The 14613-nt window shown below is 40.1% G+C and carries 12 protein-coding genes; 5 read left to right on the top strand and 7 right to left on the bottom strand.

Annotated features, from left to right (window positions below):
- Positions 1-625: 625 nt before the first annotated feature.
- The 7 genes from gyrA to dnaA form a co-directional block, all read right to left on the bottom strand.
- Positions 626-3178, bottom strand: a complete 2553-nt coding sequence (gene gyrA, locus AC2YHV_RS17820) for a DNA gyrase subunit A (RefSeq protein WP_063574565.1) — start codon at positions 3176-3178, stop codon at positions 626-628.
- A 96-nt stretch (positions 3179-3274) separates the two neighbouring features.
- Positions 3275-5200 (bottom strand): DNA topoisomerase (ATP-hydrolyzing) subunit B, encoded by a 1926-nt coding sequence (gene gyrB / locus AC2YHV_RS17815; protein ID WP_214807315.1) that lies wholly within the window; start codon positions 5198-5200, stop codon positions 3275-3277.
- Between the two features lie 75 nt (positions 5201-5275).
- Positions 5276-5539: an extracellular matrix regulator RemB gene (gene remB / locus AC2YHV_RS17810; protein ID WP_098864480.1), complete on the bottom strand. Its 264-nt coding sequence runs from the start codon at positions 5537-5539 to the stop codon at positions 5276-5278.
- Positions 5540-5551: 12 nt separating this feature from the next.
- The gene (gene recF / locus AC2YHV_RS17805) at positions 5552-6670 is read right to left on the bottom strand and encodes a DNA replication/repair protein RecF (RefSeq protein WP_034316194.1); all 1119 of its coding nucleotides are present in this window, start codon (positions 6668-6670) and stop codon (positions 5552-5554) included.
- Between the two features lie 21 nt (positions 6671-6691).
- The gene (gene yaaA, locus AC2YHV_RS17800; RefSeq protein ID WP_487373719.1) at positions 6692-6904 is read right to left on the bottom strand and encodes a S4 domain-containing protein YaaA; all 213 of its coding nucleotides are present in this window, start codon (positions 6902-6904) and stop codon (positions 6692-6694) included.
- Between the two features lie 219 nt (positions 6905-7123).
- Positions 7124-8260 (bottom strand): DNA polymerase III subunit beta, encoded by a 1137-nt coding sequence (dnaN, locus tag AC2YHV_RS17795; protein WP_054398443.1) that lies wholly within the window; start codon positions 8258-8260, stop codon positions 7124-7126.
- A 192-nt stretch (positions 8261-8452) separates the two neighbouring features.
- A complete protein-coding gene (dnaA, locus tag AC2YHV_RS17790) occupies positions 8453-9802 on the bottom strand; it encodes a chromosomal replication initiator protein DnaA (protein ID WP_034316187.1) in 1350 nt (449 codons plus the stop codon).
- Between the two features lie 933 nt (positions 9803-10735).
- Between dnaA and rpmH the strand changes: the two genes are divergently transcribed.
- From rpmH to mnmE, 5 genes are all read left to right on the top strand, one after another.
- On the top strand, positions 10736-10870 hold the full coding sequence (gene rpmH, locus AC2YHV_RS17785) for a 50S ribosomal protein L34 (RefSeq protein WP_034316183.1): 135 nt from the start codon (positions 10736-10738) through the stop codon (positions 10868-10870).
- 80 nt (positions 10871-10950) lie between these two features.
- Entirely contained in the window at positions 10951-11307 is a 357-nt protein-coding gene (gene rnpA, locus AC2YHV_RS17780) for a ribonuclease P protein component (protein WP_048687950.1), read from the top strand.
- A 175-nt stretch (positions 11308-11482) separates the two neighbouring features.
- Positions 11483-12271, top strand: a complete 789-nt coding sequence (spoIIIJ, locus tag AC2YHV_RS17775; RefSeq protein WP_057278284.1) for a YidC family membrane integrase SpoIIIJ — start codon at positions 11483-11485, stop codon at positions 12269-12271.
- Entirely contained in the window at positions 12268-12888 is a 621-nt protein-coding gene (jag, locus tag AC2YHV_RS17770; RefSeq protein ID WP_487373718.1) for an RNA-binding cell elongation regulator Jag/EloR, read from the top strand. Before spoIIIJ ends, jag begins: the two co-directional genes overlap by 4 nt.
- A 335-nt stretch (positions 12889-13223) precedes the next feature.
- The gene (mnmE, locus tag AC2YHV_RS17765) at positions 13224-14609 is read left to right on the top strand and encodes a tRNA uridine-5-carboxymethylaminomethyl(34) synthesis GTPase MnmE (protein WP_054398445.1); all 1386 of its coding nucleotides are present in this window, start codon (positions 13224-13226) and stop codon (positions 14607-14609) included.
- Positions 14610-14613: the final 4 nt, after the last annotated feature.

Genomic DNA, 14613 nt, shown 5'->3' with positions numbered 1-14613 from the left:
ATAATATATCATTTATATTATTCCTTGTCAACAACTTTATTCTTTCGCTGTCGACTTAGTTATTATATCTAGTATCAGGAATAAAAGCAATAGTTATTTTAAAATAAATAATATTCATCCATTCATAGATTTCAAATACAATGACTTTACCCCTGATCAAGAAGAAGAAGCTTAGATTTCAAGAGTGAATTTTTTCTTTAAACATTATAGTACTTCTTTTATATATAATTCACGATTAATCCCTAAATTGATAATTTGCCCACTATCCATCACCTTTATGACCGGTCATGTTTGCGAGCTGGCATCAATAAAAATGATTTCAGCGATGAATCCATTGTTCAGTTTGACCCGGCTTCCCATGGGAAAATTAGCGAAGCTTATTTGGGATGTAACTTGAAACCAACGAGTCTTTCCCCAAACCCGAACCCGAACACTCTGATATCATTTGATACCGTGCTAATGCAAAAAAGACCCAGCTTTATTGCTGGATCTACAATTTTTTAAGGTTTATACAATTTGAGCGTTGCTTATAGATACTCCCGCTTTCTCATTGTTTCAAAAAAATCAAAGGGAATTTCAAAAGGGGCTCGGAATTAAAATTCCGAACCCCTTTTTTAGTAAAAGATTATTCTTCCGTATCTTTTTCAGTTTCTTCATTTTCTTCATTTACCGTAGGTTCAGGATCAGAATCCGGATCTAGAGTTGTTACCGCCTCTATTTCCATGTCTTTTTCTTCTTCTTCTTCCCTTCCTACGATGGCCACCGTAGAAACATATTCATTATCTGCAGATTCGAGTCGGATGAGCTTAACACCCTGTGTATTACGGCCCGTTTTAGAAATGCCTTCGACTTCCATTCGGATCAATACACCAGCTGCTGTAATCAGCATCAAATCTTCATCTTCACCCGTAACTGTTTTCACGGCTATAAGTTCACCATTTTTCTCAGTGACATTACATGTTTTTATTCCTTTGCCACCACGGCTTTGAATACGGTATTCTTCCGCAGAGGTCCTTTTTCCATAACCGTTTTTTGTAACGATCAGGACTTCTTCATCATCTTCAAGAATTTCCATTCCGACAACTTCATCATTTGTCCCTAAGGAAATTCCTTTTACTCCTGCTGCAGTACGTCCCATTGTCCGTACATCCGTCTCTGGGAAACGAATCATCATACCGGACTTCGTTCCAATTATGATCTGTTTCTCTCCATTCGTAAGCCGGACAGAGATCAATTCATCGTCTTCACGTAAACCTAGGGCAATTAAACCGTTATTACGGATATTTGCAAAGGACGATAAAGGTGTACGCTTTGATATCCCATGTCTGGTCGTGAAGAATAAATACCAATCGTCCGCAAATTCCTTCACAGGTATGATTGCATTGACCCACTCGCCTTTATCGACTTCCAACAAGTTGATAAGCGGCAATCCTTTTGCCGTCCTGCCATATTCAGGTATTTCATATCCTTTTGAACGATAGACTTTACCTTTGTTGGTGAAGAATAATAGAGTGTCATGAGTCGAAGTGGTTAACAAGTGACCGACAAAGTCATCTGTATTCGTTCCCATACCCTGTATTCCGCGCCCCCCGCGTTTTTGACTGCGGTATGTGGTTGCAGGCAAGCGTTTAATATAACCGTTATGCGTAAGTGTCACGATTATATTTTCCTCTGGGATTAAATCTTCATCTTCCAGGCTTTCAAAGCCGGCTAATGTGATTTCAGTTCTCCGTTTATCATCAAAACGTTCCTTAATTTCAAGAAGCTCTTCACGGATAATTTCAAGAACCTTTTCTTCATCAGCAAGAATCGCTTTATATTCTGCAATTATAGCCATTAATGCCTGATATTCATCTTCAATTTTTTCACGTTCCAGACCTGTCAAGCGCTGTAAACGCATATCCAGGATAGCTTGCGCCTGTTTTTCGGAAAGTGAGAATTGTGTCATTAAGCCTTCACGGGCAATATCTGTCGTTTGGGAACTGCGGATCAACGAGATGACTGCATCCAAATTATCAAGTGCAATACGCAAACCTTCTAAAATATGGGCACGGGCCTCCGCTTTCCGCAGTTCAAATTCAGTCCTGCGACGTATGACTACCTGCTGATGCTCCAAGTAGTAGCGCAGGCATTGTTTTAAATTCAGCACCTTTGGCTGACCGTCCACCAAAGCAAGCAGATTGATTCCGAAGGTGGTCTGCATCGCGGTGTGCTTATACAGGTTGTTTAAAAGGACATTCGCATTAACATCCTTTCGAAGCTCCATGACAATACGCATACCATTGCGATCCGATTCATCCCGTAAGTCGGTGATGCCTTCGATTTTCTTATCTCGGGCAAGTTCTGCAATTTTTTCAATCAATCTTGCTTTATTCACTTGATAAGGGATTTCCTTAACAAGGATTACCTGTTTACCATTCGGTTTCTCTTCAATCTCGACTTTCGCCCGTTGAATGATTGACCCTTTACCGGTTTCATAGGCCTTTCTGATTCCGCTTCTCCCTAAAATCAAACCGGCTGTCGGAAAGTCCGGACCAGGAATATATTCCATCAACTCTGGAATTGTAATCTCAGGATTCTTGCTTAAAGCCAATACGCCGTCAATTACCTCACCTAATTGATGGGGCGGAATATTGGTTGCCATTCCTACCGCTATTCCTGATGAACCATTCACCAACAAGTTCGGGAAACGGGCAGGCATGACGGCTGGTTCTCTTTCTGAACCATCGTAGTTATCCTGGAAATTGACCGTATCTTTATTTAAGTCCCGGAGTAACTCCATCGAGATTTTCGACATTCTCGCTTCGGTGTACCTCATTGCGGCAGCTTGGTCACCATCGACCGAACCGAAATTCCCATGTCCATCTACAAGCATATAGCGATAGTTAAAAGGTTGCGCCATCCGTACCATCGTTTCATATACTGCCGAATCACCATGCGGGTGATATTTACCGATAACTTCCCCGACAATACGGGCTGATTTCTTAAATGGTTTATCCGAAGTCATTCCAAGATCGTTCATTGCATAAAGAATTCTTCGGTGTACCGGTTTCAAACCGTCCCTTACATCAGGCAAAGCCCGCGACACGATAACGCTCATCGCATAATCCAAAAACGATGTCCGCATCTCGGTACTTATATTTATTTCCTTAACACCTGATCTTTCATTTTCTGACATGGAGCCAACCTCCTATTAAAAGCTTATATCTCATTTAAGTTTAACTGTTCGTGCACTATGTAAAGAACAGGATGTAAAAAGCATCCTGTCAAAAAATCAGATATCAAGATTTTTTACATAAATTGCATTTTCTTCAATGAAGTTACGTCGCGGTTCGACCTTGTCGCCCATCAACATCTCGAAAGTTTCATCTGCCTCGGCAGCATCTTTCAAACTGACTTGAAGCAGCGTTCTCGTTTCAGGGTTCATGGTCGTTTCCCACAATTGCTCCGGATTCATTTCCCCCAGCCCTTTATAACGCTGCAGGTTAGGCTTGGGAGTACTTGGCAAACTGGCCATGATTTCTTCAAGCTGGCGGTCATTATAAGCATAATCCACTTTTTTCCCTTGCTGAATCTTGAAAAGTGGCGGCTGAGCAATATATATATATCCATACTCGATGATTTTTCGCATATACCGGTAGAAGAATGTCAACATCAGTGTTCTGATATGGGCACCATCCACATCCGCATCGGTCATGATAACAATTTTATGGTATCTGGCTTTTTCAGTATTGAATTCATCACCAATGCCTGTTCCAAGTGCTGTGATGATCGTACCTATTTCTTCATTGTGCAGGATTCTGTCCAATCTCGCTTTTTCAACATTCAGGATTTTACCCCTTAGCGGCAAGATAGCTTGGAAATGGCGGTCCCGCCCTTGTTTTGCCGATCCTCCCGCAGAGTTTCCTTCAACGATGTATAATTCGCTGATACTCGGGTCCTTAGAAGAACAATCTGCCAATTTACCTGGTAGATTGGATACTTCCAAAGCACTTTTCCTCCGGGTCAATTCACGTGCTTTCTTCGCTGCCAATCGGGCTCTCGCTGCCATTTGCCCTTTATCTACAATTTTTCGGGCCACGGCAGGATTTTCGTATAAGAAGGCATCAAGTCGTTCTGAAAGAATGGAATCAGTAACCGTTCTTACCTCAGAGTTTCCGAGCTTGGTTTTCGTCTGACCTTCAAATTGTGGATCAGGATGCTTAATCGAAATGATTGCCGTTAAACCTTCCCGGACATCTTCACCTGAGAAATTGGCATCAGCTTCTTTTAAAAGACCATTTTTCCGTGCATAATCATTGATGACGCGGGTTAAAGCAGTCTTGAATCCTGATTCATGTGTACCGCCTTCATAGGTATGAATATTATTGGCAAAAGAAAAGACATTACTGATATAGCTGTCATTATATTGCAGAGCCAATTCAACGGAAATTCCATCTTTCTCGCCTTCCATGAAAATCGGTTCCTCATGCAATACCTCTTTAGAACGGTTCAAATGCTCAACATAAGATTTGATACCGCCCTCATAGTGGAAATCCCTAATTTTCTCTTCTTCTTCACGTTTATCTTCAATGATCAGCTTCAAGCCTTTATTCAGGAATGCAAGCTCACGGATTCGTGTAGCTAATGTATCGAAATCATATTCCAGGGTATCCGTGAAGATTTCACCATCAGGAATGAAGTGTACAGTCGTTCCGGTATGATCAGTTTCCCCGATGATTTTCAAATCTTCTTTTGGGATACCGCGGTTAAATTGCTGATAATGGATTTTACCTTCGCGATGAACGTAAACTTCCAATACCGTGGATAAGGCATTAACTACTGATGCCCCCACACCATGCAGACCGCCGGAGACCTTATAACCTCCGCCGCCAAATTTACCGCCCGCATGAAGGACCGTCATGATTACTTCTACAGCCGGGCGTCCCATTTTTTCATGGATTCCCACTGGAATTCCCCGACCATTATCGACTACGGTTATGCTATTATCTTCTTCGATCGTCACTTTGATTTCCGTACAGAAACCAGCCAGTGCCTCATCAATACTATTATCGACAATTTCCCAAACAAGATGGTGAAGTCCTTTTGCAGAGGTAGTGCCGATATACATCCCCGGACGTTTACGAACTGCTTCTAAGCCTTCTAAAACCTGTATCTGATTCTCATCGTATGCCTGAGCTTGTACTTCTTTTTGTTCCATTGTCATACGTATCACCTACACTTTTCTTTTGGCATTTATCAATTTTCAGGAGTAATTATAACGTTTAGCTACAATTCAAAGAATATCTATATCATCGATTAAGAGCGATGGCTGCAGTGAACGCTTTTTCAAGGTGGACGACGCGAGCGGTGAATAATAAATCTGTTTGTCCGTCACTACAATCGATTTAACCGAGTTTTTTGCTAAATGGGAAGTTACATCGGACTTTTTCTCCAAAAATTCACTCATGATTGGAGAGGCCTGAAGCAGCTTCTTATCTAAAATGGCTATGACATCGTCCGTTTTCACAAGAATGTCTTCACCAATGTGGAGATACATACATTCACCTCATCATTTAACCTTTTTTATACTTCCTTGACTAACATAAAAGGTGGACGCTTCTCGTAGGGTTTGATGATCGATTCCATCAACGGAGGGTGTCGTCACAAATGTTTGCACTTTCCCCTGTATCGTATTCAGTAAATGGGATTGACGGAAATCGTCGAGTTCCGATAACACATCATCCAATAATAAAATGGGATACTCGCCGATTTCTTCATGGATCAGCTCAATTTCGGCAAGTTTCAAAGACAAGGCAGTCGTACGCTGTTGTCCTTGTGAACCATATGTCTGGACATCACGGTCATTCACAAAAAAAACCAGGTCGTCACGATGAGGACCTACCAGTGTAACACCCCGTTCAATTTCCCTTGTTTTTATTTTATCAAATTTTTCTGTGTATACTTCTATCATTTTCGTCAAATCCATAGATTCTGATACATCAAGCGACGGTTTATATTGGATTTTCAATACTTCTAGATTTCTGGAGATCCCCGAATGAATAGGTTCTGCCCATTGCTGGAGCTTTAAAAGAAACTCGTACCTTCTTTCGACAATTTTCGCTGCATACTGAATAAATTGATCGGTCAGCACGTCAAGCATCGTCGTATCCGTTTGTTTCCGGGTCTGCAGAAGCTTTAAGTAATGATTTCTTTGTTGAAGTATTTTATGATATTGGCTCATATCATGAAGGTATACGGGAGAAACCTGGCCAATTTCCATATCTATAAAACGGCGTCTGACTAGAGGACTTCCCTTTACAAGGTTAAGATCCTCAGGCGCAAACATGACCACATTCATATTTCCGACATATTGACTCAACTTTCTTTGTTCAATATGGTTGCACTTCGCCTTTTTCCCTTTTTTTGAAATGGTCAGCTCAAGTGGTATTGAGGTATTTCTCTTTCTAACTCTTCCTTCTATTTTAGCATACTCTTCATCCCAGCGAATAAGTTCTTTATCATTTGAGGTCCGATGGGATTTTGCCATTGCTAAAACGAAAATGGATTCCATGACATTTGTTTTTCCTTGAGCATTTTCGCCGAGGATTACATTGACTTTATTCTCAAAAGCCAGATTCAATTCGGTATAGTTGCGGTAATTTTTCAAACTTATATTTTCAATATACATATTCCGCTCTTCCCTTATGTTTTAGCTTGTAATTGTGTAGGCGCCAAATCCAGGAATCTCTATTTTATCACCTGATCTTAATTTTCTGCCTCTTCTCACGTCTAATTCACCATTAATGAAAACCTCGTATTCACTTAAGAACCATTTCGCCATTCCGCCGCTTTGGATCAAATCGGCCAATTTCAGGAATTGTCCAAGCGTAATATATTCAGTATTGATTTTTATGGAGTCCATTCATGCTTCACTCATTTCTAAGTAGTCTTTAATATTTCATTTTACTAAATTAATCCCATTAAGACAAAGTATAGCTTTTTCAGTTCTTGTTTTTAGCGATTGAGAGTCTCGTACAGCATTGAAAAAACGCCAAGGACCCTTTGGAAACCTATGTTTACATATAAAAAAATTAAAGACCTGCTATACAAGCCTTTAATTTTTTTGAAATATTATTTTAGCTTAATAAGTCCTTACCGGGAGAATTAATTGCAGCATGGAATCGTCATGTAGCGGACGAATGACAAACGGACGCATTGCACCTGTGAAATTAATTTTTATATCGGATCCTTCCAATGCCTTTAGAGCATCCATTACGAATTTGGCACTGAATGAGATCTTCAGGTCTTCACCTTCAATGGCTTCTGCCTGAACTTCCTCAATTACTTTACCAATTTCAGGAGTATTGGAAGAGACTTCGATTATACGGCCTTCCAGGGTTGTCAATTTGACGACATTATTTCTTCCTTCTCTCGCCAATAATGAAGCCCTGTCGATCGCTTGAAGGAAATCCTTGGTGTGAACAGTCACATCGGTTTTGCTATCTGATGGAATCAAGCGTGATGTATCGGGATAATTCCCTTCAAGAAGTCTTGAGAAGAATAATAAATTTTCAGCTTTGAAAAGGACTTGGTTTTCGGTAATGACGATTTCAATGAGTTCGTTTGTATCATCAAGGATTTTACTTAACTCATTCAGACTTTTACCTGGGATGACAACGCTATAGGTCCCGTTAATTTTATTTTCTATTTTGGCTGTTCTCATTGCAAGCCTATGGCTATCTGTTGCAATACAGGTCAATTCGTCATCTTGAACCTTCAAGTTTACACCTGTTAAGATGGGGCGTGTTTCTGACGTGGACACTGCAAAGCCAGTTTGGCGGATGAGGGTCTTTAAAAGGTCCGTGGGAAGTTTGAAAATATTTTCTTCTGCAATGATCGGAAGATGAGGATATTCCTCAGGATCCAGTCCATTTAGATTAAATTCAGCTTTTCCCGAGCGAATAATCGTTTGAAAGTTATTCTCCACTTCAATTTCTACAGTATCCATCGGCAGCTTTTTGACAATTTCACTGAAAAAACGGGCATTCAGGACTATACCGCCGCTGCTTTTAACTTCAACTATCTCATCACCGTCAACCTCAGCGGGAATGAATGATTGGATGGAAATATCTGAATCACTACCTGTTAGAGTGACCCCCTCACTAGTAACGCTTATCTTTATCCCTGTTAGGATCGGAATCGTCGTTCTTGATGTGACTGCTTTCATTACTTCTTGGACACTATGAACTAATCGATCTCTTTGGATTATAAATCTCATGTTTCATCCTCCAATTTTTTATTGCCGAATAGGCATATTTATTAATAATTTTTATTAAAAAAGATAGTAGTAATAGTAGTAGGCCCTGTTGATATGTGGATAAGTCCACTCAACCTAAGGAAAAACAGTCTATCCACATGTGGACAGACTGTGTGTAAGTAGTCGCCAGTTATTCACATTATCCAGAATCCATTATACCCTCAGCTGGTCCTGGATTTCTTTAACCTGACGTTGAAGCTGGGTGTCCGTTTGCATGAGTTTGGAGATTTTTTCATGCGCATGGATGACGGTCGTATGATCGCGGCCTCCAAATTCATCGCCTATCTTGGGCAGGGATGAGTCCGTCAATTCCCTGGAAAGATACATGGCAATCTGTCTTGGAAAGGCCACGGATTTAGTCCGTTTTTTCGCCTTGAAATCCTCAAGTTTGACACTATAATGTTCACCGACCGTCTTCTGGATTTCCAAGATGGTGATTATTTTAGGTTTTGAGCTAGGAATGATGTCTTTTAATGCTTCAGCTGCCAAATCGGCATTTATATCTTTATTGATCAATGAAGAATAAGCGACGACACGAATAAGTGCACCCTCAAGCTCACGAATATTGGAATCGATTTGGTTGGCTATATAGAGCATGACTTCGTTCGGGATATCAAGACCCTCAGCTTTTGCCTTTTTACGCAATATGGCAATCCGCGTTTCCAGATCAGGTGGCGTGATATCCGTAATCAAGCCCCACTCAAATCTTGAACGGAGGCGATCCTCTAGTGTAGGTATCTCTTTTGGCGGGCGGTCACTCGAGATGACGATCTGTTTGCTTTCTTCATGCAGCGCATTGAATGTATGGAAAAACTCTTCTTGAGTTTGTTCTTTTCCCGCAAGAAATTGAATATCATCAATTAATAAAACATCCACGCTTCGGTATCTATCACGGAATTCCCCAGCTTTATTGTCCCGGATCGAGTTGATGAATTCATTCGTGAACTTTTCAGACGATAAATAAACGACCTTCGCATTCGGATTATGCTCTAGAACATAATGCCCGATTGCATGCATTAAATGAGTTTTTCCAAGGCCGACGCCCCCGTATATGAATAAGGGATTATAGGCTTTGGCCGGAGCTTCTGCAACAGCGAGAGACGCGGCATGGGCAAAACGATTGCCGGAGCCGATGACAAATGTATCGAATGTATTTTTCGCATTAAGCATATGCTGTGGAAATGCAGCATGCTCTTTATCCTGTTTTTTTATCTTTTTAGGCTGAACAGGAACGGCAAAATCATCATCTTCTTGATTGGGGGGAATGATGAATTTTGCTTCCAATTCCTCACCGGTAAGTTCAAACAATACATCGGAAATAAGATGGGAATAGCGTTCTTCAAGCCAATCCCTGGCAAATTCATTGGGAGCGGTGACTGTTAATGTATCACCTTGCAGTAAATAAGCCTTGGTTGATTTAAGCCAAGTTTCAAAGCTTGGTTTACTGATTTTCTTTTCGATTTTTCCGAGCGCCTGGTTCCAGAGGCTATCGATGTTATCCAAACTTATCCCTCCTTTGCAAAAAAAATTTTAATCATTGTATCTAAAATGTATAGGCACAAATAAACTCATCGATTGCCGTCTTCATATTAATTTTGACAGCAAAGGTTCGGTGAGCTGTATTAAGGAATTTTTGTGTTGTGTAATGTGAAGTGCCCAAAACTATATCTTGCGCTGTACAACCTTTGTACAGACTACATCTGGTGAGCCAGTGCAGATTTGAATGTTTATTCATCAACAGGTATTTTAAGAAATATATAATAAAGAAGAAAAAAGGGTTTTCGACAATATCCACCATCTGTGGACAGATTAATATACACAGGTCGGATAAACTATCCACAAGTTATTCACAGTCTGTGGATAAACGTTACCTGTTGATAAAGTTATTCAGAGTGAAAACACAAATATAATATCAGAAATTCAGGCGTCTTGCAATGGGTTAGAAAACTTTATCCACAACTTACCGGGCTTGTGGGAAAAACTTTTCCACAGGCCATTGTTATGTGCAAAAGTCTCTAAAATAGGATGTGGATAGAAAAAAACATGTCGAATTTTATCCACAGACCATGATTATAGGCTCGAATTAAGTTGATATGAACCAGGTGTTCAAGCCGGAAGACCTGCATGGGGAAAGATCAAAAGGGATTCAGGTTCGTTCTTATAATTTGTCGAATGGTGTGTCGTAAGGGAGGGTTACTTGCGAATCTCATATTCGTGCCCATGGATAAAATGATGGAAATTTCCCCTTCCCCAAAAATTTCTATATCAGTTCGGAGCAAAATCATTTACAATAGGCTAGGTAGTAAAAAAAGGCCTACTGGACATTGAGCATTAAAAAAAGAAATTTTTTATGGATGAGGTTGACAAGTAGAAACCTCCATCTATATAATTGTAAAGACTGTCTTTAACTGTTATTCCTCAGGGAGGTGTCATATAATGAAAAGAACTTATCAACCGAATAACCGCAAACATAGTAAAGTTCACGGTTTCCGTGCACGTATGAGCACGAAAAACGGACGTAGAGTAATCGCTGCACGTCGCCGTAAGGGCAGAAAAGTATTATCTGCATAGACCACTGAAAAGTCTCAGTGGTCTTTTTTCGCAAAATAAGGGATTTACTGAGACTCAATTCATGTAATGAAGGTGTAAAAATGAAAAAAAAGTTAAGGATTAAGAAAGAGGATGAATTTCAGCTTGTATTTAAAAAAGGTGAATCTTCTGCTAATCGGCAATTCGTTGTCTATGTCCTTGAAAAGCCGGGTCAGGATCATTTTAGGATCGGCCTTTCTGTCAGTAAAAAAATCGGGAACGCCGTTGTAAGGAACCAAATCAAAAGATACATACGGCAAGCGTTTTTGGAATTGAAAGAAGATATAGAAGAGGGTAAGGATTATATTGTGATTGCTCGAAAACCAGCGGCGGAGATGGACTTTTTCCAGGTGAAAAGCAGCTTGATACATGTCCTGAAACGTTCTAAATCACTAAACTTTAAAATGAAAAAACAATAAAGTCCCCTTAATATCGAATAAGCACTCCTCGTATCATATGGTTACTTGAGTAAGATAACATAGAAAATTCCGATTGTAACTGTGGAAAAAGTGGATTACTTTTCCTTGAAATCCTCTAATAAACAGTTCACAATTGTTTCAAAAAAGATTGATTGCAGTTAGGAGGAAATTACGGTTGAAAAAACGAATATTACTCATTATTGGACTAGCCTCGATAATGATGCTGTTGGCAGGGTGTACGGAAATTAAAGAACCTATTACTGCGGATAGTGAAGGTTTTTGGAATTCATACATTGTCTATCCATTATCAGCCCTGATCATTTGGCTTTCTGAAGCATTTGGCGAGAACTATGGTTTGGGACTCATCGGTGTTACATTAATCATTCGCTTAGCATTACTTCCACTAATGATCAAACAGGTGAAAAGCTCGAAAGCTATGCAGGCCATTCAGCCTGAGATGAAAGAACTTCAAGCTAAATACAGCTCAAAAGATGCTGCCACACAACAAAAACTACAGCAAGAAACAATGGCTTTATTTTCAAAATATAATGTGAATCCATTGGCGGGATGTTTGCCTATAGTGGTCCAAATGCCGATTTTGATCGGATTTTACCATGCCATCAGCCGTACGAAAGAAATTTCTTTACATAGCTTTCTTTGGTTTGATTTAGGTTCCCCGGATCCTTATTATATTTTACCGGTTGTTGCAGGCATTACGACTTTTATCCAGCAAAAGATGTCCATGGCTGGAATGAACTCGAATCCACAAATGGCGGCACAAATGACGATGATGCTTTACATCATGCCAATCATGATTGTTGTATTTGCTATTAATTTCCCCGCTGCTCTTTCTCTTTACTGGGTAGTTGGTAACATTTTTGGTATCGTTCAAACATATTTCATTAAAGGTCCGGATCTTAGAAAAGCAGCTGCGGAAAACGCGGGAGGGGCAAAGAAAAAGTGAAAAAAGTGACTGCTACAGGACAATCTGTCGAAGAAGCAGTAAATTTAGCTTTAGCTCAACTGAACAGCACTAAGGATCGCGTGGAGATTGAAATAGAAGATGAAGGCAAAAAAGGATTTTTTGGTTTATTTGGTGCAAGGAAGGCAATCGTCCATGTGACATTACCTCCCGATCCCATTGAAGAGACACTTAAATTTTTGAAGAATGTCAGCGTGGAAATGGGAGTCAATGCAGAAATTGATGTCCATCGTAAAGGTAAGAACGTAACATTTCATTTATCAGGTGATAAAATTGCATTATTAATTGGAAAAAGGGGTCAAACACTAAATTCCCTTCAGTATTTAGCGCAGCTGGTAGCAAATCGATATTCGAAGCAGTTTTTGAATATTACCGTAGATGCAGAAGATTATCGAAGCCGCCGCAATGACACCTTAATCCAATTGGCTGAAAGAATGGCAAATAAAGCCACGAAAACAGGTAAAGCTGTTTCACTGGAGCCGATGCCATCCTATGAACGTAAGGTCATCCATAATGCTCTCCTGGATTATCCAAAAATAAAAACAACCTCAAGTGGGACGGAGCCATATCGTCACTTGGTCATCACTCCACTTAAATGAACCTTCTGCTTTTAAGCAGGGGTTCTTTTTTTTTAGGGATGAGTGTCGAATATTTTTTTTGCGAATTTTCCATTCAACAATAAGTGACAAATTTTTTATATTTTCTTGATCCTTAAAGGGAAGGAAGAAAATGAAGCGGGTGATATTTGTTATTCACATGTGGATAAGTTAAAATGGTTGTTACAGAATATGGATTAACGGCGTGTGGATAACTCTTGGAAGGAAGGAGTATCTACTTTTTTTCATGAATATACTGTGGTATTGTAGTAATTTAGGGATTCGACGATTTTATTATCAGAAAAAAATAGAACCATCAATATATAAGAGGTGAAAGCATGGAATTCGATACAATCACCGCTATCTCTACTCCCTTAGGGGAAGGGGCAATCGCCATCGTTAGAATCAGCGGTGATGAGGCCATAGAAATAGCCGATAGGATCTTTAAAGGACCAGGTGGAAAAGGATTGCTTGAAGTGAAATCACATACGATTCATTATGGCCACCTTATCCAGCCTAAAACAGGTGAAATCATAGAGGAAGTCATGGTTTCGGTCATGATGGGTCCAAAGACATTTACAAGGGAAGATGTAGTTGAAATAAATTGTCACGGTGGAATCGTTTCGGTCAATAGGGTACTGCAGCTTATTCTCTCACAAGGTGCTCGTTTAGCGGAACCTGGTGAATTTACGAAACGGGCTTTTTTGAATGGCAGGATCGATCTTTCCCAAGCTGAGGCCGTTATGGATTTAATCCGTGCTAAAACGGATAAAGCCATGAATGTTGCATTAGGTCAAATGGAAGGCCGGCTTTCGAAATTAATCCAAAATCTGCGTCAGGAAATTTTACAAACCCTCGCTCAAGTCGAGGTAAATATAGATTATCCGGAATATGATGATGTCGAAGAAATGACGCATCGTTTATTTTTGGAAAAAGGCAGTTATGTGAAGAATGAAATAGAGAAGCTGCTTCACACGGCCCAACAGGGGAAAATACTTCGGGATGGACTTGCGACCGTTATCATAGGTCGTCCTAATGTCGGAAAATCTTCATTGCTTAACAGCTTAGTTCATGAAAACAAAGCGATCGTCACTGATATTCCAGGTACAACACGTGATGTTATTGAAGAGTATGTCAATGTTCGCGGTGTACCGCTTAAACTTGTCGATACAGCAGGAATTCGCGAAACGGAAGATATCGTTGAACGAATTGGAGTTGAACGGTCTCGTGCAGTATTAAAAGAAGCGGATTTAATATTGCTAGTATTGAACTATTCCGATGATTTCACTACTGAAGATGAGAAACTATTCCAAGCGGTTGAGGGAATGGATGTTATCGTTATCATCAATAAAACAGACCTTCCACAAAAAATCGATATGGCAAAAGTTAAGGAAATGGCTGCATCCCATAAAGTCGTTACGACTTCATTACTGGAAGATCGAGGGGTCGATGAATTGGAAGAAGCGATCGCTTCTTTATTTTTCGAAGGTTCTTTAGAAACGGGAGACCTGACCTATGTGTCCAATGCAAGGCATATAGCTTTGCTGGGACAGGCATTACAGGCTATCGAAGATGCAATTGATGCTATTGAAATGGGTACGCCGGTTGATTTGGTTCAAATCGACTTCACGAAAGCATGGGAGTTACTTGGAGAAATCATTGGCGAAAGCGTTCAGGATAATTTGATCAACCAATTGTTCTCTCAATTTTGTTTAGGAAAATAAGCGT

This window comes from Peribacillus sp. SRI_006, assembly GCF_057586375.1.
This window is presented reverse-complemented; position numbering and strand designations above follow the sequence as displayed.

Coding starts and splice junctions, on each gene's coding strand:
- gyrA (WP_063574565.1), bottom strand. CDS start 3,178: ATGTCAGAAAATGAAAGATCAGGTGTTAAGGAAATAAATATAAGTACC.
- gyrB (WP_214807315.1), bottom strand. CDS start 5,200: ATGGAACAAAAAGAAGTACAAGCTCAGGCATACGATGAGAATCAGATA.
- yaaA (WP_487373719.1), bottom strand. CDS start 6,904: ATGGACTCCATAAAAATCAATACTGAATATATTACGCTTGGACAATTC.
- rpmH (WP_034316183.1), top strand. CDS start 10,736: ATGAAAAGAACTTATCAACCGAATAACCGCAAACATAGTAAAGTTCAC.
- remB (WP_098864480.1), bottom strand. CDS start 5,539: ATGTATCTCCACATTGGTGAAGACATTCTTGTGAAAACGGACGATGTC.
- recF (WP_034316194.1), bottom strand. CDS start 6,670: ATGTATATTGAAAATATAAGTTTGAAAAATTACCGCAACTATACCGAA.
- rnpA (WP_048687950.1), top strand. CDS start 10,951: ATGAAAAAAAAGTTAAGGATTAAGAAAGAGGATGAATTTCAGCTTGTA.
- dnaN (WP_054398443.1), bottom strand. CDS start 8,260: ATGAGATTTATAATCCAAAGAGATCGATTAGTTCATAGTGTCCAAGAA.
- mnmE (WP_054398445.1), top strand. CDS start 13,224: ATGGAATTCGATACAATCACCGCTATCTCTACTCCCTTAGGGGAAGGG.